Annotated in this window: 17 protein-coding genes; 14 read left to right on the forward strand and 3 right to left on the reverse strand. The window is 59.5% G+C overall.

Annotated elements, in window-relative coordinates; translation table 11 throughout:
* The first annotated feature begins 18 nt into the window (after positions 1 to 18).
* Together WCX49_RS04485 and WCX49_RS04490 are read left to right on the forward strand one after the other, a co-directional pair.
* Entirely contained in the window at positions 19 to 1434 is a 1416-nt protein-coding gene (locus tag WCX49_RS04485; protein ID WP_345986384.1) for a hypothetical protein, read from the forward strand.
* Complete coding sequence (locus WCX49_RS04490; RefSeq protein ID WP_345986385.1) at positions 1431 to 3275, forward strand: hypothetical protein; 1845 nt, start codon at positions 1431 to 1433, stop codon at positions 3273 to 3275. Before WCX49_RS04485 ends, WCX49_RS04490 begins: the two co-directional genes overlap by 4 nt.
* Positions 3276 to 3277: 2 nt before the next feature.
* Here WCX49_RS04490 and WCX49_RS04495 read toward each other — a convergent pair whose 3' ends face one another.
* The 3 genes from WCX49_RS04495 to WCX49_RS04505 form a co-directional block, all read right to left on the reverse strand.
* Positions 3278 to 4024 carry an outer membrane lipoprotein-sorting protein gene (locus tag WCX49_RS04495; protein ID WP_345986386.1) on the reverse strand — a complete coding sequence of 249 codons (747 nt, stop codon included), beginning with the start codon at positions 4022 to 4024 and terminating at the stop codon, positions 3278 to 3280.
* On the reverse strand, positions 4011 to 6110 hold the full coding sequence (locus tag WCX49_RS04500; RefSeq protein ID WP_345986387.1) for a hypothetical protein: 2100 nt from the start codon (positions 6108 to 6110) through the stop codon (positions 4011 to 4013). The genes WCX49_RS04495 and WCX49_RS04500 overlap by 14 nt, the downstream gene beginning before the upstream one ends.
* 365 nt (positions 6111 to 6475) lie before the next feature.
* Complete coding sequence (locus WCX49_RS04505; RefSeq protein ID WP_345986388.1) at positions 6476 to 6853, reverse strand: hemerythrin family protein; 378 nt, start codon at positions 6851 to 6853, stop codon at positions 6476 to 6478.
* A gap of 118 nt (positions 6854 to 6971) precedes the next feature.
* Here WCX49_RS04505 and ligA point away from each other — a divergent pair, with 118 nt between their 5' ends.
* From ligA to WCX49_RS04565, 12 genes are all read left to right on the forward strand, one after another.
* Positions 6972 to 8924 (forward strand): NAD-dependent DNA ligase LigA, encoded by a 1953-nt coding sequence (ligA, locus tag WCX49_RS04510; RefSeq protein ID WP_345986389.1) that lies wholly within the window; start codon positions 6972 to 6974, stop codon positions 8922 to 8924.
* A gap of 4 nt (positions 8925 to 8928) precedes the next feature.
* On the forward strand, positions 8929 to 10767 hold the full coding sequence (locus WCX49_RS04515) for an EAL domain-containing protein (RefSeq protein ID WP_345986390.1): 1839 nt from the start codon (positions 8929 to 8931) through the stop codon (positions 10765 to 10767).
* The gene (locus WCX49_RS04520) at positions 10764 to 11312 is read left to right on the forward strand and encodes an outer membrane beta-barrel protein (protein ID WP_345986391.1); all 549 of its coding nucleotides are present in this window, start codon (positions 10764 to 10766) and stop codon (positions 11310 to 11312) included. Before WCX49_RS04515 ends, WCX49_RS04520 begins: the two co-directional genes overlap by 4 nt.
* Positions 11312 to 12019, forward strand: coding sequence for a TlyA family RNA methyltransferase (locus tag WCX49_RS04525; protein WP_345986392.1), 708 nt, complete (start codon positions 11312 to 11314; stop codon positions 12017 to 12019). The genes WCX49_RS04520 and WCX49_RS04525 overlap by 1 nt, the downstream gene beginning before the upstream one ends.
* Complete coding sequence (locus tag WCX49_RS04530) at positions 11988 to 12827, forward strand: bifunctional riboflavin kinase/FAD synthetase (protein WP_345986393.1); 840 nt, start codon at positions 11988 to 11990, stop codon at positions 12825 to 12827. Before WCX49_RS04525 ends, WCX49_RS04530 begins: the two co-directional genes overlap by 32 nt.
* Positions 12828 to 12982: 155 nt before the next feature.
* Positions 12983 to 13663, forward strand: coding sequence for a F0F1 ATP synthase subunit A (locus WCX49_RS04535; RefSeq protein WP_345986784.1), 681 nt, complete (start codon positions 12983 to 12985; stop codon positions 13661 to 13663).
* An 18-nt stretch (positions 13664 to 13681) separates the two neighbouring features.
* Complete coding sequence (locus WCX49_RS04540) at positions 13682 to 13951, forward strand: hypothetical protein (RefSeq protein ID WP_345986394.1); 270 nt, start codon at positions 13682 to 13684, stop codon at positions 13949 to 13951.
* A 4-nt stretch (positions 13952 to 13955) separates the two neighbouring features.
* Positions 13956 to 14540, forward strand: a complete 585-nt coding sequence (locus WCX49_RS04545; RefSeq protein WP_345986395.1) for a thiamine phosphate synthase — start codon at positions 13956 to 13958, stop codon at positions 14538 to 14540.
* Positions 14528 to 15952 carry an Asp-tRNA(Asn)/Glu-tRNA(Gln) amidotransferase subunit GatB gene (gatB, locus tag WCX49_RS04550; protein ID WP_345986396.1) on the forward strand — a complete coding sequence of 475 codons (1425 nt, stop codon included), beginning with the start codon at positions 14528 to 14530 and terminating at the stop codon, positions 15950 to 15952. The genes WCX49_RS04545 and gatB overlap by 13 nt, the downstream gene beginning before the upstream one ends.
* A gap of 4 nt (positions 15953 to 15956) precedes the next feature.
* Positions 15957 to 17522, forward strand: a complete 1566-nt coding sequence (locus WCX49_RS04555) for an ion transporter (protein WP_345986397.1) — start codon at positions 15957 to 15959, stop codon at positions 17520 to 17522.
* The gene (locus WCX49_RS04560) at positions 17519 to 18244 is read left to right on the forward strand and encodes an NAD-binding protein (RefSeq protein ID WP_345986398.1); all 726 of its coding nucleotides are present in this window, start codon (positions 17519 to 17521) and stop codon (positions 18242 to 18244) included. The genes WCX49_RS04555 and WCX49_RS04560 overlap by 4 nt, the downstream gene beginning before the upstream one ends.
* Positions 18213 to 19109, forward strand: coding sequence for an NAD(P)H-dependent glycerol-3-phosphate dehydrogenase (locus WCX49_RS04565; RefSeq protein ID WP_345986399.1), 897 nt, complete (start codon positions 18213 to 18215; stop codon positions 19107 to 19109). Before WCX49_RS04560 ends, WCX49_RS04565 begins: the two co-directional genes overlap by 32 nt.
* Positions 19110 to 19112: the final 3 nt, after the last annotated feature.

Here is a 19112-nt window from a genome sequence, read left to right on the forward strand (position 1 = left end):
TAATATCCTCTAATATACTTGGCCCGGGAACGCCTTGCTGCCGGGCCGGATGGAGAGGTGACGTCTACCGTGAACCGTCTTGTCGCCGTGACACTGGCCTTGGGAGTGATAGGGGGGTGTACACTGCTGGACGGAAAAGAGATTTCCTCCCAGACGACCGGCCTGCCCGGCAGCCTTGCCCTCAAACAATCCTTTATCGTGCGGCAGCTCGACAACGGCGCTACCTACCCGAACAGCCCCTATATTCTGACACTCAGCGAAGGGAATTACGAGGAGGGGTCGTACCGCATCGACGGCGGGCTTCTGCTCTACAAAGGGCATGACGGCAGCGGCGTGACTCTCAACCAGGCGGCCCTGGTCTACTGGGGGGACGATTTCGACGTCAGAATCGGCAAAATCGTTTCCAAAACGGGGGTGCTTGACTATCTGAGCGGGTTGGATATTCTCAACCCGGTACGGGTCGACTTTTTCGACGACACGAATATCAATCTCCGCAGGATACCCCAGTGGATGGCGGAGCTCTCCTACTTCGTCGGGGATTCCTCCCTGGTCAGACTGACCCTTCAGCCCTACGACGGGCGCACACAGAGCTACCTCTCGACCTATGTGGGCTTTCTGCTTGACAGCTACCTCCCCGCCTATTTCGAACAACTCAGCCGTAACAGCGCGGAGGGGGCAGCGGTCTACCAGGAGGTTTTCCTCCCGCTGTACCGAGACAGCATCAGTCCTGCGCTCAAAAGTGATATCGATTCACAATACAATGAACGCGCCCTGGCCATCGGGAATAGCACGTTTCAGGCACTTTTTGAGCGCAGCAGCGACGGGGCCACGTTCGCTGCCGTTTGGACGAACCGCTATTCGGAAGTGCCCTATATCCGGGTCGACGAGCAGCTGTTGGCGATGATTGACGCGCTTGCGGACGGCGAAAGCACCGGGGAAGCACTCAGAGCCTACCTGGACCAGCCGGACCTCAATCCCATCAAGGGGGTAAGAGGCTTTCGGTATAACCAGTTTGCCCTGTATGCCGAGGGGACGGTCAATAGTTACGGCGTTCGCGCCGAAGCGAGCGTACGCGACAGGGTACCGGTACTCAACAGCTTTACACCGCTTAGCATGCTCGGTTTCGGGTTGGATCGCCAGGCCGGGGACGCCTACTTCGACCTGGAGGTACAGTGGGGCTACCTCAAACAGTACCGCGAGAGTGTGTTGGCGACGATGCTGCTGAACAGGTTTGACCTGGCCGTGTACCGGGGTGTGGCCGTACGCTTCGACCATTACCTGATCACGGGGTGGTATGCGGGCAATGCCACCGCCGTGATGCTCCCGAACCTTGTGTTGAGCCGGGGTGCCTTTGAGGTCGGCCTGCACGCCCTTTACCACTCGGACGACAAAGCGTACAACACCGTCGGGTTCACCCTGAGGGCGACCTTTTGAAGCTCGCGCTGAAAACGGGTGCACTGCTGATACTGCTGCTGTTCGGCGCGGCCCTGATGCGGCAGGTCGAGGTCCGTACGGTGGATTGGAGCCGTTTTTTTCCAGGTACGCCTGCTTCGGCGGTGCAGCAGCAGTGGTTCACGCCGGACCGGCAGTACCTTTTTACGGCACTCCCAGAGGAGTCGCCCCTACCCGTATGGCGTTCGGATGGGCTGATCACGGACTATTACCGCATCGACGCCCAGGGACTCCACCTGATCACGTTCAGCCGGGAAAACCAGAACGCCGTCCTCGCACAGGTAAGCGCCTATCCGCACAGCGGCACCGCCGTCGTCGGCGCGCTGCTGCTGCAGGGCTTTTTCGATGACATGGTGTTTTATGTCTCTGCGATAGCCCCGTTCCTGCTTCTGCTGCTTTGGCTGTTGACATCGCTGGAATACCTGCTGAACATTCTGATCGAGATCGGGGCGTTTACGGTATCACTGCTTGCCGTTTTGGTGGCCCGCGGTGTCGCCGTCGATCCCGCGGCACTGTTGGCGGTCGTTTTCCTCGTCATTTATGCGTTGACCCTTTTCAACTATCTTCATTCGGGGGAGATCAGCAAACATCAGCTGGCATTCGGCATCACTCTTTCGGTCGCCACGACCGCACTGAGCAGTCTCTTCCTTTATGGTTCTGAGTTTGGGCTCATCAGCACTTTCGGGAAGATGATGCTGCTCGGGCTCGGGGTGCTCTACGGCTATCTCATCGGCCGGATCTATCTGTTCGGGCCGGTGCGTTTCGTGTTCGGCTGGCGCAGGCGGTGGCAGGCGGAGGGTGCCTGGTTGAAAAAGGGGATGCTGCTTCTCGGCACGCTTATTGTCGCCTGCAGTTTCGTTTGCGTAAAAACGCCTTCGATAGATCTGAACCCTCTGAACCTTATGCAGCCGACCATGGCGATGTACAAGCGCATTGCGGCATTTGAGTCCGTCCATCTGCCGACACTGCCTTTTGTCGTCCGTTTACATGCGAAAAAGGGCGACTTTTCCGATGTCGAAAAGGCCCGGGCACTCGCCGGAGTGATGCAGCGCATTACCGAAGCGGTCCCCGGGAGGCTGCTGGGGAGCCTTCCGATGGGGTATGAGCGTTTTGCAGACGCACCGCTCGTTGATGCGACGCCCGATGCCTATGCCCAGTACCTGCTCGCCCTGGAGTGGCTCGACGGCGGCCTGCCGCTGCTGAGCCCGGATCAGCGCGACACCTATATGACGCTGAGCATTCCGATCACGACCCCTTCGTATGCCATCACCGCCATGGTCAAACGGCTCCGGGCGATCGGTGAGGGCTCGGACGATTTCTCGGTCAGTGTTCTGGGAAAGATCGCCGATTTTGAACATTTTTTGAAACGTTTCGCCGGGGAGTTTTTTGCCGGTGTCGGCATCTCACTCGGTTTCGTCGTACTCTTTTTTCTTTTTTACTGCCGGACATGGAAGAGCATCATCGTCCTTGTGTCCCCGCTGCTTTCACTGCTTCTGCTCGCGGGCGTGCACCGTCTTTTAGGGATGGATTTCACCATGATCACCCTGCTTGGCACCGTGTTGTTCGTCGGGCTTGTCACCGATTCGGTCATCCATCTTTTCATCTGTATCAAGCAGCAGGGGCATGCGTGCATCGGCAACGTCCTCCGCCCGATCATCGTGTCGAATATGACGATGCTGATCGGGCTGGCCGGGATGCTGTTCGGCGGTACGATGCTGCGTCAGTTCGGTTTGGAAGTGGGGAGCCTGCTCGCGGCAAACCTTGCCGTCGTGGTCTACCTGCTGCCCATACTGCTGAAGCGCTACTTCACCCGCTGCGGGTGAAGTCAGAAGGCGCAGCGGTGAAGACGGTTGTGATAAAAAAGCCCCTGTTTGATATCGCGTGAGACGCTTTGGGTGTCAACCCTGTAGGTCAGCTTCCGGGACTTGATGAGGTCGTTGACCTGCCAGCGGGTAATGAGCAGCTGTTCATCAAAGCGGTCTACTTCGTCGATATTGACGATCCGCTGCAGCTGAGGACCTTTGAAGATCTCGACTTTTTTGATCACGGAGGTCACGGGGTCGATGTAGTAGATTGAGCGGTTCCCGTTTCGCTTCAGTGTCACCTTGTAACAGGCGTTACCCTCAAGCAGCGTCTCCTCCAGCGGCTCGAACGTCCCTTTTTTCGCGTCCAGTTCGGCGTAGGAGATCCCCATGCCGACGGCTTCGCTCTCCTCTTCCTGTTCGGGGATGATCCGCACGCGTTTCAGGGCGGGGAAGTAGATGGCGTTGCTGCTGCTCTCCTGCTCCCGTTCGATGAGTATGGCCGTGCACTTGATGTTTTGCGGGGAGCGGAAGCGGATCAGGAGTGACGACGCGTCGCCCGACTGCCGTTCGGCGACCATGAAAGAGCGTTCCTGGCGGTTGCCCTCGTTTTCGACGGTCATCGCAACGTCGAAACGCAGGTTGCCGAACGAGAAGAGTTTGGCGCTTTTCGCATAGATGGCTTCAGCGCTCTCCGAAGCGAACAGGCTGATTCCGGCCCAGGCCAGCAGGGCGGCTGTACGGTGCCACTGCATGTCACACCGTCGCATTGGTATCTGCCGTCTGGCCGGTATGATTGCCGACCCACTCCAGCGCGCTGAGGGTGATCTCGCGCAGGAGGCTCTGATTCTCCAGTACCGCCAGGGCATACTCCTGCATGTTCGCCATCATCTGCTCCATCGTACCCGCCACGACGGTGACGATCTGGTCCTCTGCCACCGGCGTATACCATTCACGGTCGAGGATGAGCGCCATCCCCGTCAGCATCAGGTTGGTGATCGTTTTCATCCCGTCATAGATCAGCAGCCCGAAATCGAGGATCAGCATCTCCGTATAGACGATCAGCTGTTCGGTGTAGACGATCCGGTCGGCCATCTCGCCGATCCGGTCGGCCATCTGTCCGATCTGCACGGCCATCCAGAGGATCCGGTCGGCCATGACCCCCACCTCCTCGCCGCGGGAGGCGAAGAGGTAGCCGAACTCCATCCCTTTCATCGCGAACTGGTAGGCATCCTCCTCGATATCCATCGTAAAGCTGTAGGCGAGGTCGGCCATATGGGTGGCAAAGTCGTAGGCGTCGCTTGCCGTCTGGGCGGTAAAAGTGTAGGCGAGGTCCGCCAGGTGCGATGCAAAGGCAAAGGCATCGGTTTCCGTCTGGGAGGCGAAATCGGCCGCCTGGGTCGAAAAGGTGACGGACATCGTGGCGATAAGGTCGAAGATGTCGCGCCAGGAGGCATTGCCGTCCAGAAGGTCGCGGAGCTGATCGAAATAACCGGTGTTGTCCGTCGCAGAGAGGGTGCCTGTCGTCAACATCCCCTGCATCTCACGGGTATAGACCGTGAAGGCATCCGTCTGCGGCAGGGCGCCGGAACCGAACAGCGTGACGAAGGTCTCGGCATCGCTCCCTTCGGCAAACCCCTCCTGGACGACCCCCTCTGTCGTGACCGCATGCGCGCTCAGCATCGTGAAGAGCTGCCGCACGACGACGGAAATGACCGAGAGGGAGACGGAACGCTTTTTGAGGGTATCGATCGACGCCAGCTGCTCCGTGTCGAGCGTGTAGTGCTCGGTCGTAGGGTCATAGCCGTCCTGAAGCGACGCCAGCAGCGCTTCGGTGTGCGTCTTCGTCGTGCCGATGATCTCTCCGACGGCGCCGCCGACGACCTTGAACATCAGCGTCACCAGGGCGCTTTGCACGGAAACCGATCCGAGGAACGCTTCCATCTGCAGGGTCTCATCGGGTGTCATTGTGCCGGTCGACGCGGGGGATGCCGCCGCCGTACCGGCTGAAGCCAGTTTGTCGAGGGAAAAAAGCCCCATGAGGGCCACCGCGGCGATCGCCATCTTTGCAAAACTCAGCAGGGTGTCGCTATTGCTTTCGAAGCTCAGATCGGCTGCCGTTTTTTCCGCAATGATCTTGAGCAGTTTGTCAATGGCGAAGAAGGTAAGGGTGGCGTAAAGGAGGGCCCGGGCGTCGTTGCTGTCAAAGAGGCTTTTGAGGTAGTTGAAAAAGCCGTTCATGGCGATCCGGATGGCATCGAAGATGTACTGGAGCGCATCGCCGGCCGCCGCTTTCAGTTTGGTGAGGAGGTTGTCGAAATCGCTGAATTCCGAAGGGGTGTCCGCCGCGGTACGATAATGCGCTGAAGCGACGGCAGCTGCCGGGGTACTCTGTGACGGTTCCTGCAGGCGGTTATTGTAGTCAAAAAGACGCATGCTCGCCAGCAGTTTGACGTACTGGTGGCCGAACTGCTGGTGGGCGAGGCTGCCGTAGGTTTCGTATTTTCGCCACATCGATTCCGTTTCATCGCTCTGGAAAAACAGCGCATTGAGCGGGGAAGAGGCAGGCAGGGTCGGGGTCGTCGCGGCGAAGAAACTGCTGATGTCGGCCTGGGCTGTCTGGGTCCTTGAGAGCAGCGGGGGAGCATAGGTCCCGGTCAGGCTTCCCAAAAGGGTTTCGATCTCGGTCACGGTGCTGTCGTTCTGCGTTTTGGCCGTTTGCAGCAGTGCGACACGCCGGTCAATGGGAGAGAGGGCTGTACCGCCGCCGGAGCCGCCGCAGCCCGATAGGAGATTGATCGCAGGGAGCGAATAAAGCGCGATCGTGCTTGTAGAGAGAAACTTTCGTCTGTTCATGAGTCACCTTTCAGTTCCAGTAGGCCGCAGATCCGTACAGTGCGTATGCGAATCTGCGACACGCAAGTACACTCTTCATCCAAGGAAAAACGTCAAGGGGGGTCGAACTGCCGCCCCGTGCCATGGAAACGAAGAGAACTAGGATGCCGAGCACGGGAACAGCATAAAAGAAGATTACTTAATTTCCATGGGTAAAATCATAAAAAATAATTATATTTAATGCCATGGTATCGGCGCTGTGGTGCGCGATATCGCAAAAGTGAATACCGTCATCTTGACGAAAGAGACCGGAAGCTGGGGAGATGTCAGAGGAGGGGGGTATGAATGTACCCCGGATGGTATCGGGGTACGGGGAGCCGTCGGGCTCAGCCGGCTTCGTTGCTGGCGAGGAACTTCGCCAGGTCGAGGTCGTAGAACATCGTATGGCGGCGGAATTTGTCGTAGGCGTAGCCCTCGATAAAGGAGCGTGCCATCGGCGGCATCGTCGTGATCATGGCAAAAAAAGACTCCATCTCGTCGACAAGCTGTTCATGGTCGCCGGTATGGGTTTCGCGTTCGGGGTAGAGGTACTTCATCATCAGCTTCTCCTCTTCGGCGAAGTGGCGTTTCGTTTCGTCGATCCATTCCCTGAAAAGCGCCGTGTCGATCCCGCCCTCCGTCTTTTGAAGCTGCTCGAGCATCTCCAGAAAACGCTCGTGCGCCGTATCCATCTCTTCAACATTCAGGCGAAGATCGTGTGTCATACCGCCTCCTTTGTAAACTTGCGTATCTCAATGCATATTGTATTCTTTTCGGCCTGCCTGTGACCCCTTTACTCTCAACAACCTTCGTTATAATCCTGTAAAAAAAGAGCAACACGATATGACGGCTGAAACCTACCGCGAAAGTGTGGCGCTGCTGAACCGCTACGCCTACCACTATTATGTCCTCGACAATCCCATTGCCAGCGACGAAGAGTACGACAGGCTCTATCACGACGTCCTGGCGTATGAAACGGCGCACCCGGAGCAGACGCTGGCCGATTCGCCGACGCAGCGGGTCGGAGGCGTAGCGTTGGAGGGGTTCGAGAAAGCCGCCCACCGCAGCCGCATGTGGAGCCTGGAGGATATCTTTGACGCCGAGGGGCTGCAGAAGTGGCTGGAACGGGTCGCAAAGCTCGCCGACAACGTCACCTTTTACTGCGAGCCGAAGTTCGACGGGGCGAGTCTCAACCTCATCTACGAGGAGGGCCGCCTCGTGCAGGCGATCACCCGCGGCGACGGCAGCATCGGCGAAGAGGTGACGCAGAACGTCAAAACGATCCGCAGCGTCCCCCTCGCCATCGACTATGACGGGCGTATCGAGATCCGCGGCGAGGTCGTCATTTTCAAAGAGGAGTTCGACGCCATCAACCGCGAACGGGAGGCGCAGGGCGAAGCGCTCTTCGCCAACCCCCGCAACGCCGCTGCCGGCAGCCTGCGCCAGCTCGACCCGAAGATCACCGCGGCGCGGAACCTCGTTTTCCTCCCCTACGGTATCGGCGAGAACACTCTTGACATCCCGCTGCTGAGCAAGCGGATGGAGTGGATCTACGCCCTGGGCTTCCGCAAGCCGCCGCTGCACCGCGTCTGCGCGGGCTACGACGAGATCGAGGCGATCTACGAGGAGATGAAAGCGACCCGGGACGATTTTGCGATGATGCTCGACGGCATGGTCATCAAGGTCGACCAGGTCGAGGCCCAGGAGGATATGGGCTTTACGGTCAAGAACCCGCGCTGGTCGGTGGCGTACAAGTTCCCGGCGGTCGAGAAGATGACCCGGGTCCGCGACGTTATCCTGCAGGTGGGGCGTTCGGGCGTCGTTACCCCGGTGGCCGTCGTCGAACCTGTCGATATCGAGGGGGTCGTCGTCGAACGTGCGACCCTGCACAACTTCGACGAGATCGCGCGCAAGGATATTCATATCGGCGACCACGTCATCATCCTGCGCAGCGGCGACGTCATCCCGAAGATCATCAAGGTCATCCCCGAGCGGCGCGACGGGACGGAAAAGGCGCTGGCCCGCCCGGAGCACTGCCCGGTCTGCGGTAGCGAACTGCTGGATGAAGGGGCGCTTATCAAGTGCCAGAACCTCTCGTGCGAAGCGCGGGTCGTCAACGCCATCATCTATTTTGCCTCCAAGCAGTGCCTGAACATCGACGGGCTCGGCGACAAGATCGTCGAAGCGCTCTTCAAAGCCGGGCTGGTCAGGGGGGTGATCGACCTTTACAGCCTCTCCCTGGGTGCACTTCTGGAACTCGACGGGTTCAAAGAGAAAAAGAGCAAGAACCTGCTCGACGCCATCGAAAAGAGCAAAGGGACGGCGTGCTGGCGCTTCGTGAACGGGCTGGGAATCGAGCATATCGGTGAGGTCGCTTCGAAACAGCTCTGCGACACCTTCGGTCTGGATTTTCCCGATGCGACGGAGGAGGCGCTGCTCGCCATTGACGGTTTCGGCGGGGAGATGGCGGCGTCGGTCCTGGAGTTTGTCCGGGTCAACCGGGAACAGATTGAAGCGCTGCGCGGCGTCGTAGAGCCGGCGGCTCCGGCACAAAGGGTTGAAGCGGCGGAGAACCCCTTCAAGGGGAAAACGGTCGTGCTCACCGGCACGATGAGCCGTCCCCGCCCGGAGATCAAAATTGAGCTGGAGACCCTGGGGGCGAAGGTCGCGGGAAGCGTGTCGAAAAAAACGGATTATCTCATCTACGGCGAGGACGCCGGCAGCAAGTATGACAAGGCGGTTGCGCTCGGAGTGACGGCGCTTACGGAAGATGCGATGAAACAGATGCTACAATAGACGCATGAAAAGCCCCACAGAAAATATTATCGTCGGTGATTACCAGGAGATCCTGGAACTCCAGAATGCCATCTTGGAAAAGGTGGCCGAAGATGCAAGCAAAGAGGCGGTGCTCGAGGAGCTCTGCCGGTTGCAGGAGAAGATGGTCCCGGGCAGCGTCGCGTCGATCATGCTGCTGAATACCGATGACGGCAAGCTCTACGTCGAGGCGGCGCCGTCGCTCCCAAAGGGGGCGATCGGGACGCTCGACGGAGTACTCCCGGGTCCGCGCAACGGCTCCTGCGCCAATGCGCTGCTGCGGAACGAACCGCAGTATGTCTGCGACATCAGCACCGACGAGCGCTGGCAGAACGTGCTGGAGCTTGCGCAGAAGTTCGGGCTTAATGCCTGCTGGTCCCTGCCGGTGGTCCTCGAGGGAAAGACGGTCGGCACATTCGCCCTGACCTCGTTTGAAGCGCGTACGCCGACCCTGTTCCATAAGATGCTGCTCATGGTGGGTGCCCGGATCGTCAGCATCGTCCTCAAACGGGAACAGCACCGGGAAAAACTGAGCTACCTCGCCTTTCACGACCCGCTGACGGGACTGGTGAACCGGGTGATGCTCGAAGAGCGGCTCAAACACATGATCGCCCGTTCCGAACGCACGGGAAAAGGCGCGGCGCTCTTTTTCATCGACCTGGACCGCTTCAAATTCCTCAACGATACCTACGGGCACGCCACCGGGGACCGCCTGCTGGTGGAGGTGGCGAAGCGCCTCGGCGAGAACGTGCGCAACGAGGATACGGTGGCGCGTTTCGGCGGCGACGAATTCGTCATCCTGTTCGAAGAGGATGAGGACAGGGATGAGGTCCTGGAAAAGGCCCAGCGCCTGATCGATGCTTTCAGCGAACCGTTCCAGCTGGCCGAGCAGCGTTTCCATATCTACGGCAGCGTCGGCATCGCCATGTTCCCGGCTGACGGGAAGGATGCCCAGTGCCTGCTCAAGCATGCCGATACGGCGATGTACCAGGCGAAACAGGCCCAGGACCACATCCGCTTCTACACGCCGCAGATGAGCGAACAGAGCTTCAAGAGCCTGGTGCTGGAGAAGGAGCTGCGCGAAGCGATCAGCAACAACGAGTTCGTCGTCTACTACCAGCCCGTATTCGAAGGCAGCGGCACGAGTATCCGCGCGGCGGAGGCCCTTGTGCGCTGGCAACACCCCGAACGCGGACTGCTGCTGCCCAGCGAATTCATCCCCTTCGCCGAAGAGACCGGACTGATTTCGCGGATCGACGAGATCGTGCTGATCCAGGTCATTGCCGACCTGCGGCGCTGGCATGCGATGGCGATCAACAGGATCATCCCGCTCTCGGTCAATATCTCCGGCCGACATATCAATGAAAAAGATGTGACCCGCCTGACGGAGATCCTCAACCGCAGCGCCCTGGCGCGCGACTACATCGGACTGGAACTGACGGAGACCTACCTGATGCAGTTTGCCGAGGAGACGGTCGTACAGCTCGAACGGCTCAAACATGCCGGGGTCAGGCTGGCCATGGATGATTTCGGCAGCGGCTACTCGTCGCTGGGGTACCTCAAGCGTTTCAAGATCGATACCCTCAAGATCGACCAGCTCCTTGTACGCGACATCGTGGAAAACCCCGATGACCGCTCCATCGCCGAAGCGATCATCAAAATGGGGCACAGTCTTGGGCTGCAGATCGTCGCAGAGGGGGTCGAGACGCTGGAACAGCTGGAACTGCTCAAGACGATGGAGTGCGATGCCCTGCAGGGGTTCTATTTCGACCGGGCCCTGCCGCCGGAGCTCTTTGAACTCAAATACCTGCGGAGGCGGGGATGAGAAGCGCAGGCATGCTGCTTGCGGCGACGCTGCTGTGCGCTGCCGAGCGCAGCGGCCCCTACCTGGAAGCGGGGGCGGGCGTGGGCAGCTACAACGACGACAGCCGCCGTGCGGAGGTTACGACCGACAGCGTGACACAGTACCGTTTCGGCGCGGGGGCGTTTATCAATAACTACCTTTCCGTCTCGCTTGATTATGCCCAGTTCGGGGCGTTCGACGGGCGTACGGGAACAGGCGAAACCTCCCGGGAGACTTTCAAAGTGCTGTCGGCCGCCGTGACGGGGCACTACCCCGTCTTTAACGAACGGATCGACCTCTATGCGCGTTTCGGCGCCGGCGAGCTTTACTGGGACCAGAGCCGCCCCGAGCGCAAAAGCAGCTCGGCCGGGACGGTCGTCTACGGCATCGGCGTCGGTGTCCGGGCGCTGGAGTGGATCACGGTCAACGCGGGGTATGACTTCTACCAGTTCGGGATGGACGAGAACGGGACATCCTATGATATGAGTCTCGGGAGTGCCTATGTCGGCATCCAGGTGCTTTTTTAGTGCGTCTTGACCACTACCTTGTCGAAGCGGGCCTGGCACCGACGCGTTCGAAAGCGCAGCAGCTCGTCAAAGCCGGGAGTGTCACCGTCGAGGGCAGCGTCGTGACGAAACCGGCCTTCGACGTAACGTCCCAGCAGGTAGCGGTGACCGAAGCCATGCCCTATGTCAGCCGCGCGGCGCTGAAGCTCAAGGGGTTCCTGCCATCCTTGCCGTTTGACGTCAGGGGGATGTATGCGCTCGATATCGGCGCTTCGACGGGGGGATTCACCCAGGTGCTGCTCGAAGCGGGTGCGGCAGCGGTCGATGCCGTCGATGTCGGCAGGGACCAGCTGCACCCGGAGGTGAAGGCGGACCCCCGCGTCCGGAGCTTCGAACAGACCGATATCCGCCGTTTCGCGCCGGGCCGGTCCTATGACGTTGTCACGAGCGACGTCTCGTTCATTTCGCTGCACCATATCCTCGATGACGTGGAGCGGCTCGCAGCGCACTGGATCGTGCTGCTCTTCAAACCGCAGTTCGAGGTCGGCCGCGACGCGGCGCGGGACAGGAAGGGGGTCGTCACGGACCAGGCGGCCATAGCGAAGGCGATGGCGGATTTCGAAGCGGCCTGCGCGGCGCGGGGCTGGCGGCTGTGTGTGAAGGAACAGGCCGCAATCACGGGCAAGGAGGGGAACAGTGAGACATGCTACTGCTTTGAAAGAGGTTGAGGCCGTCGCCATCGGGGGCTTTGACGGGATGCACGAAGGGCATCAGCACCTTTTCAACGCCCTGGGCGAAGCGGGGGCGATCGTCGTGATCGAGACGGGATACGCCAACCTGACCCCGGGTCGCGAGCGGGAACATTTCACGTCACACCCCATCGTCTACCTCCCCCTTGACGATATCCGTATGCTCGACGACCGGGGTTTCGTCGACTATCTTCTGGAACGTTTCCCGGCACTTTCAAAGATCGTCGTGGGGTATGACTTCCGGTTCGGCCGCGACCGCAGGTTCTCCCATGCGGACCTCACAAAGGCGTTCGGCGGCAAGGTACAGGTGATTGACGAAGTGACCGTCGGCGGCGAGTCGGTGCATTCGCACAAGATCCGGGCGAAGCTGATCATCGGCGATATCACCGGGGCGAACCGCTTCCTCGGCCACCACTATACCGTCCGCGGCAGGGTTGTCGCCGGGCAGGGGATCGGAAAGAAAGAGCTCGTGCCGACGGTCAACATGCTCACCGACGGCTTTCTGCTCCCCAAAGAGGGGGTCTACGCGAGCCTCGCCCGCCTCGACGGCGAGGAGCACTACCATCCCGCCGTCACCTTTATCGGCCACCGTGTCACCACCGACGGCAGTTTTGCCGTGGAAACACACGTGCTCGACGGGGAGATCGTCTGTCGGGAACAGATCGATGTCAGTTTCGTCCGGCGGCTGCGCGGCAACGAAAAATTCCCTTCGCTGGAGGCATTGAAGGCGCAGATTGCACTGGACACCGCGGCAGCACGCAAAGCGGTGGTACGGCTGGAGCTTTGAACGCTTTTTATGCATCACCGGTGCCCGAATGGCGCAATACTGCCCATTCTTGGCGGCTTTTTCCGGCGACAAGCCGCCGCTTCGGGCATTGGCTTAGGCTCTTTTAATGCGAAGAGGGCTATAATCGCACAACTATTTTGATCGAAGGAATTCTCGTGGGTGAACTCTTTACTTTCTTCGGTGTGATCAGCGAAAATCACGCCTACCTCTTTATGTCGCATATGCTGCTGACAGCACTGATCGTTATTATGCTTGCCAAAATGGCGACCAAGAACCTCAAAGTCGTCCCGGGGGGCACACAGAACCTGATGGAAGCGTACCTCCAGGGTGTCGTTGCAATGGGTTCGGACGTTATGGGCCGCGAAAAAGCGATGCGCTACCTGCCGCTCGTCGCGACGCTGGGTCTCTTTATCGGTATTGCCAACCTGATCGGGGTTATCCCGGGCTTTGAAGCACCGTCCGCATTCCTGGACTTTACGCTGGCGCTGGCGCTGATCGTATTCATCTACTATAACTTTGAAGGTATCCGCCGCAACGGTGTTGTCGCCTACTTCAAACACTTCATGGGGCCGGTTTGGTGGCTCGCATGGCTGATGTTCCCGATCGAGATCGTTTCACACATCTCCCGTATCGTTTCGCTTAGCTTCCGTCTTTTCGGTAACGTCAAAGGGGACGACATGTTCCTGATGGTCATGCTGATGCTCGCCCCGTGGCTGCTGCCGATGATCCCGTTCGCGCTGCTGTCATTCATGGCGCTTCTGCAGGCATTCATCTTCATGATGCTGACCTACGTTTACCTTGGCGGGGCCGTGACGCTTCACGAAGAATCCCACTAATTTCTTCCGCAATGCCGCATGAAACGCAGCACGTTTGATACGCTTCTGAGTTTCCTGCTCGGCTTTGCCTGGGCCCTGCTGGTGCTGGGTTCCTGGCTTGTCTTCAATATTACCGCCATCTTCGGTTTCTCCATCGCACTGCTCGCCACCATCCTGTTTGTTTTTCTGGTACTTTGCGCCGTTTTGATGCTCGAAGGGCTCAACCTCTATAAAGACCGTGTCGAAAACCAGCGCCGCCAGACCGAACTGCTGCAGCGGATCGCGGAGCTGCTTGAAAAGGAGGCGTGAACGCATGCCTTTTTTCGCCTACCTGATCACCGACGGCTGTTACGGCGCCGCGACCCCGGGCGCCTTCGCCAAACGGCTTGAAACGCTCTTTGAGGCCCATAGCGTCGATTATGCACTCTACCGGGATAAAGCGAATCCGGACTATGCGCGGTTTGCCGCCGTGTTCGTCGATGGGTGCCGGGCGCACGGGGTCAAAGCGATCCTGCATCAAGATACGGCCCTGGCACTTTCCCTGGGGGCGGACGGCGTGCACCTGACGTCGACGCAGTTCGACGCGATCAAAGGGGCGAAAGAAGCGGGGCTCTTTACCGTGATTTCCGCGCACAGCCCCGTCGAACTGGCGCATGCGGCGGCCGAGGGGGCCGATGCCGCGACCTACAGCCCGATCTTCGAGAGTCCGGGCAAAGGGGAGCCCAAAGGTTTAGACGATTTAAATGAAACAGCGGGTAAAATTGACCTACCTGTTATCGCGCTGGGGGGCATCGTCAGCCCCGATCAGATCAGCGCGGTCCGCGCCGCCGGTGCTGCCGGTTTTGCATCGATCAGATACTTTATAAATTCAGCCAAGGAATCCTTTTGTTCGAAGTGATTATCGGACTCGAAGTCCACGTCCAGCTCAATACGAAAACCAAACTTTTTTGTTCGTGTCCCACCAGTTTCAACGACCGTCCGAACGTCAACACCTGCCCCACCTGTCTGGCCCTCCCGGGTGCACTCCCGGTCTTCAACAAAGGCGCGCTTCACAAGGCGGTAATGTTCGGGACCGCGATCGATGCGACGATCAACCGTACCAGCTTCTTCGACCGCAAAAGCTACTTCTACCCGGACAGCCCGAGCGCGTACCAGATCACGCAGCTCTATACGCCCGTCGTCGAGCACGGAAAGCTCGAGATCGACTTTGAAGACGGCTCCCACAAGACGATCCGCATCAACCGCGCCCACATCGAGGCGGATGCCGGTAAAAACATCCACGACGGCGCGGTTTCGAAAGTCGACCTCAACCGTGCGGGTACGCCGCTCGTCGAGATCGTCTCCGAGCCGGACATGCGTTCGGCGGACGAGGCGATCCTCTACCTCAAAAAGCTGCACTCCATCGTACGTTACCTTGATATCTCGGATGCGAACATGCAGGAGGGCTCCTTCCGCGTCGACGTCAACGTCTCGATCCGCCCCAAAGGGGACGAAAAGCTCTATACCCGTGTCGAGATCAAGAACATCAACAGCTTCCGCTTCATCCAGAAAGCGATCGAGATGGAGGTCCAGCGCCAGATCGATGCCTGGGAAGACGGCGTCTATGACGAGGAGATCGTCCAGGAGACCCGCCTGTTCGACCAGGCGAAGCAGGAGACCCGCTCCATGCGCGGCAAGGAAGAGGCGGCGGATTACCGCTACTTCCCCGAACCGGACCTCCTCAAGGTCGTCGTCGACGACGCGATGTACGAGACCGCGACGCAGATCCCCGAACTGCCGGACGAGAAGCGCGAGCGCCTCGTCAAAGAGCACGGCCTGCGCGAGTATGATGCGAGCGTCATTACCGCCGAGCTGGAGATGGCCAACTTCTTCGAGAAGATGCTCTCCCAGGGCATCAGCGCCAAGAATGCCGTCACCTGGCTCACCGTAGAGCTTCTGGGGCGTCTCAAGGGCGGCGTCACGGTTGCCACTTCGCCGGTCGATGCCGACAAACTGGGCCTTATCGTCAAACGTATCGAAGACAACACCATCAGTGGCAAAGCGGCCAAAGAGGTGCTTGACTACCTGATGGAAAACGACGAGAGCGTCGATGCGACGATCGACAAACTGGGCCTCAAACAGGTCAGCGATACGGGGGCCATCGAAGCGATGGTCGATGAGATCCTTGCGGCGAACCCGGCCAAGGTCGAAGAGTACCGCGGCGGCAAAGACAAGCTTTTCGGTTTCTTTGTCGGCCAGGTGATGAAAGCTAGCAAAGGCAGCGCGAATCCTCAGGCGGTAAACGATATCCTCAAGCAGAAGCTGGGCTGATACCGTGAACCTCTTCTCCAGGGCGCTTGTCGACAGTGCCTATGCTCTGGAGTCCTCCGAAGGCCTGCGCCGCTCGCGCCACCATGTCGACAACCTGATGAACAACGCCGGGTACCGCTACAAGCGTTACTTCGACCTTTTTATGATGGTGCTGATCCTCTCGAGCGTCTTCATCCTTATCCGCGACGTCAAGTTCCAGCAGAATGATTTCCTGGCCGTTTTCAACAACTACATCATCTCCTTCATCTTCCTGATCGAATACCTGATGCGCTTCTGGGTCAGCAGCGACAGTGCGCGCATTATTATCGACCAGTACGAGAAGGATGTGCTGCTGCAGCGGAACTTCCGTGTCGGCAGGGCCGTGATGAAGGCGCTGTACGCCAAGTGGCGCTACATGAGCTCCCTGGCAGCCATCATCGACCTGCTGGCGATCATGCCGTTTTTCCACGAGCTGCGGCTGCTGCGCCTCTTCATTATCTTCAGGGTCTTCAAGCTCTTCCGCTACGCCCAGAACATGCACCATTTCGGGGCGATTCTGGCCAGCAAGAAGTTCGAACTGCTGACACTGTTTACCTTCGTCGGCCTCATCATCTTCGTTGCCTCGGTGATGATCTACGTCATGGAGGCGCTCAACCCCGACTCCAAGGTCAACACGCTCTTTGACGCGCTCTACTGGTCGGTCGTGACGATCTCGACCGTGGGGTACGGCGATGTCGTCCCCGTCAGCGGCGAAGGGAAGATCGTGGCACTGATCGTCATCGTCTCCGGGGTGGCCGTCCTTGCCTTCGCAACCTCGATCGTCGTGTCGGCCTTCACCGAGAAGCTCGACGATATCCGCGACGGGAAGCTGATCCAGGAGTTGCAGAAACTGAAGCACATCTACCTGATCTGCGGCTACGGCACGGTGGCGCAGCAGACGGCCTCCAAACTCCGCCGGATGGGCCGGGAGGTGGTCATCCTCGACGCCGATGCATCGAAGATCGCCGAAGCGCGGCGGCATCATGACCTGGCCCTGGCGTTCGACCCCGCCAGCCTGGAATCGATCGGGCAGCTCGGCATCGACCCCGTACGGCAGATCCGGGCCGTCATCCTGCTCGGCGATACCGATGTCGAAAACGTCTATACGGCACTGACGATGCGTTCGATGAACAAAGAGCTGCGGATCCTCTCCCTGCTCCATGACAAAAAACACCGCCGCAAACTGGAGAGTGCCGGGGTGAACGACATCGTCTACGCCCAGGAGCTGATCGGGCAGCTGTCGCGCGAATACAGCGACCAGCCCATTGCGTTCGAGGCGCTGCATGCGCTGCGTGCCGAGCACTCCGGTGTCGTGATCGACGAGATCCTCGTCGACGAGCGGATGGCCCGTTTCATACAGAACGTGCAGGATCTGAAAATCAGGGGAGGGCGCATCATCCTGCTCGGCGTCGAGTCGCGCAGCGAGCAGCGTTTCGTCTTCAACCCTGCGTCCGATTTCGCCCTCGGCGAGGGGGACCTGCTGGTCGTCATAGGGGAGAATGCGATGCTGCATGAGTACCGCATCGATCTTCACAAGGCGGTGCGCACATGACCATGGATGCCATCATTCTTTTCGGGTACAACGAATTTGCGCGGGAGATCGCGCAGCAGCTCCGCTACACCTGCCCGCGCATCGTCGTTTATGCGCTCAACAACAGTGATGTCGAGCAGGCGCAGGCCGCGGGGCTCGAGGCGCACCTCGCGGACCTCGAGGACAACTGGGACGATCTGCTCTCCTTTGACCTCGCCGTGACGCGGATCATCTGCGCCCTTGAGAGCGAGGCGGAAAACGTCTTCCTGACCCTCTCGCTGCGCGACCGATTCCCCGATGCCGTGATCGTCGCCCTGGCCACGACGCAGGAGAATTCTTCCAAGCTCCGCCTGGCCGGTGCCAACAAGGTCATTGCCGAACTGCAGACGACGGCGAACCTGATCATCGAGCGGCTGGAGAAGCCGGTGATCACGCGGCTGCTTGAAGCGCTCATGGATACGCAGATGGAGCTCAAGGTCGCCCAGATTGTCCTCTCGGAGCAGTCATCCGCGGTCGGCAGTCATATCAACGAACTGCTCGAATCGACGCAGCGGGACATCATCGTCCTGGCCGTCGTGGACCAGCGTATGAGCGAGTCGTTTATTTTTACGGCCAAAGGCTACAACCACCTGCTGAATGCGGGGGATGTTTTAGTCGTGATAGGCTACGATAAGGAGATCAAGGCATTTGAAGAGGAAGTCGGAGGGGTATGTGAAACGGATCGCAGTCATCGGAGCGGGTAAATGGGGCTCGGCCCTGGCGTTCGCACTGGGGGAGAATGGGGAAAACGACGTGGTCATCACGTCTCGGCACTCAAGGGATGTTCCCAATTTCGTCGACCTGGAGACGGCGCTGCAGCGCGAGTACCTCGTCATGGCGATCCCGGCACAGCAGGTCGGCGCATGGCTGAAGGAGCACTTCCGCTATAACGACCAGAAGGTGCTGGTCGCCGCGAAGGGGATCGAAGCGCAGAGCGGCCGTTTCCTCAATGAAATCTTCGCCCCCTACGTCCCCGACCAGAACATTGCATTCCTCTCCGGCCCCTCTTTTGCGGCGGAGGTGATTCAGGGGCTGCCGACCGCACTGGTCGTCAGCAGCACGGATGCCCAGACGGCCATGGGGTTCGCCGAAGCGTTTCCCGAGTTCATCCGCACCTATACCGACGACGACATCGCCGGGGCGGAAGTGTGCGGCAGCTATAAAAACGTCATCGCGATCGCCGCGGGGATCTGCGCGGGGCTGAAGCTCGGCAACAACGCCGCGGCGGCGCTGATCTCCCGCGGCCTGATCGAAATGCGGCGCTTCGGCCTCTCCTACGGGGCGAGGGATGAGACCTTCCTCGGCCTCAGCGGCGCCGGGGACCTTTTCCTCACCGCCAGCTCCGTGCTGTCGCGCAACTACCGTGTCGGCCTGGGGCTGGCCGAAGGCAAAGCGAAAGAGCAGATCGTCGAGGAACTCGGCGAAGTGGCGGAGGGGATCGGGACGGCCTACGCCCTGCACGGCATCGCGCAGCGCAGCGGGGTCTACCTGCCGATCGCGACGGAGGTGTATGAAATCCTGGAGGGCAAAGCCCCCCGGGAGAGCCTCAACGATCTGCTGACGAGATAGCGC

The sequence above is a fragment of the Sulfurimonas sp. HSL-1656 genome (genome assembly GCF_039645585.1).
Classification (GTDB): Bacteria; Campylobacterota; Campylobacteria; order Campylobacterales; family Sulfurimonadaceae; genus Thiomicrolovo; species Thiomicrolovo subterrani.

Bases quoted from the DNA above. Each gene is read 5' to 3' on its own strand.
- WCX49_RS04520 (WP_345986391.1), top strand. From the start codon at position 10,764: ATGAGAAGCGCAGGCATGCTGCTTGCGGCGACGCTGCTGTGCGCTGCC.
- WCX49_RS04515 (WP_345986390.1), top strand. From the start codon at position 8,929: ATGAAAAGCCCCACAGAAAATATTATCGTCGGTGATTACCAGGAGATC.
- WCX49_RS04560 (WP_345986398.1), top strand. From the start codon at position 17,519: ATGACCATGGATGCCATCATTCTTTTCGGGTACAACGAATTTGCGCGG.
- ligA (WP_345986389.1), top strand. From the start codon at position 6,972: ATGACGGCTGAAACCTACCGCGAAAGTGTGGCGCTGCTGAACCGCTAC.
- WCX49_RS04545 (WP_345986395.1), top strand. From the start codon at position 13,956: ATGCCTTTTTTCGCCTACCTGATCACCGACGGCTGTTACGGCGCCGCG.
- WCX49_RS04495 (WP_345986386.1), bottom strand. From the start codon at position 4,024: ATGCGACGGTGTGACATGCAGTGGCACCGTACAGCCGCCCTGCTGGCC.
- WCX49_RS04505 (WP_345986388.1), bottom strand. From the start codon at position 6,853: ATGACACACGATCTTCGCCTGAATGTTGAAGAGATGGATACGGCGCAC.
- WCX49_RS04500 (WP_345986387.1), bottom strand. From the start codon at position 6,110: ATGAACAGACGAAAGTTTCTCTCTACAAGCACGATCGCGCTTTATTCG.
- WCX49_RS04540 (WP_345986394.1), top strand. From the start codon at position 13,682: ATGAAACGCAGCACGTTTGATACGCTTCTGAGTTTCCTGCTCGGCTTT.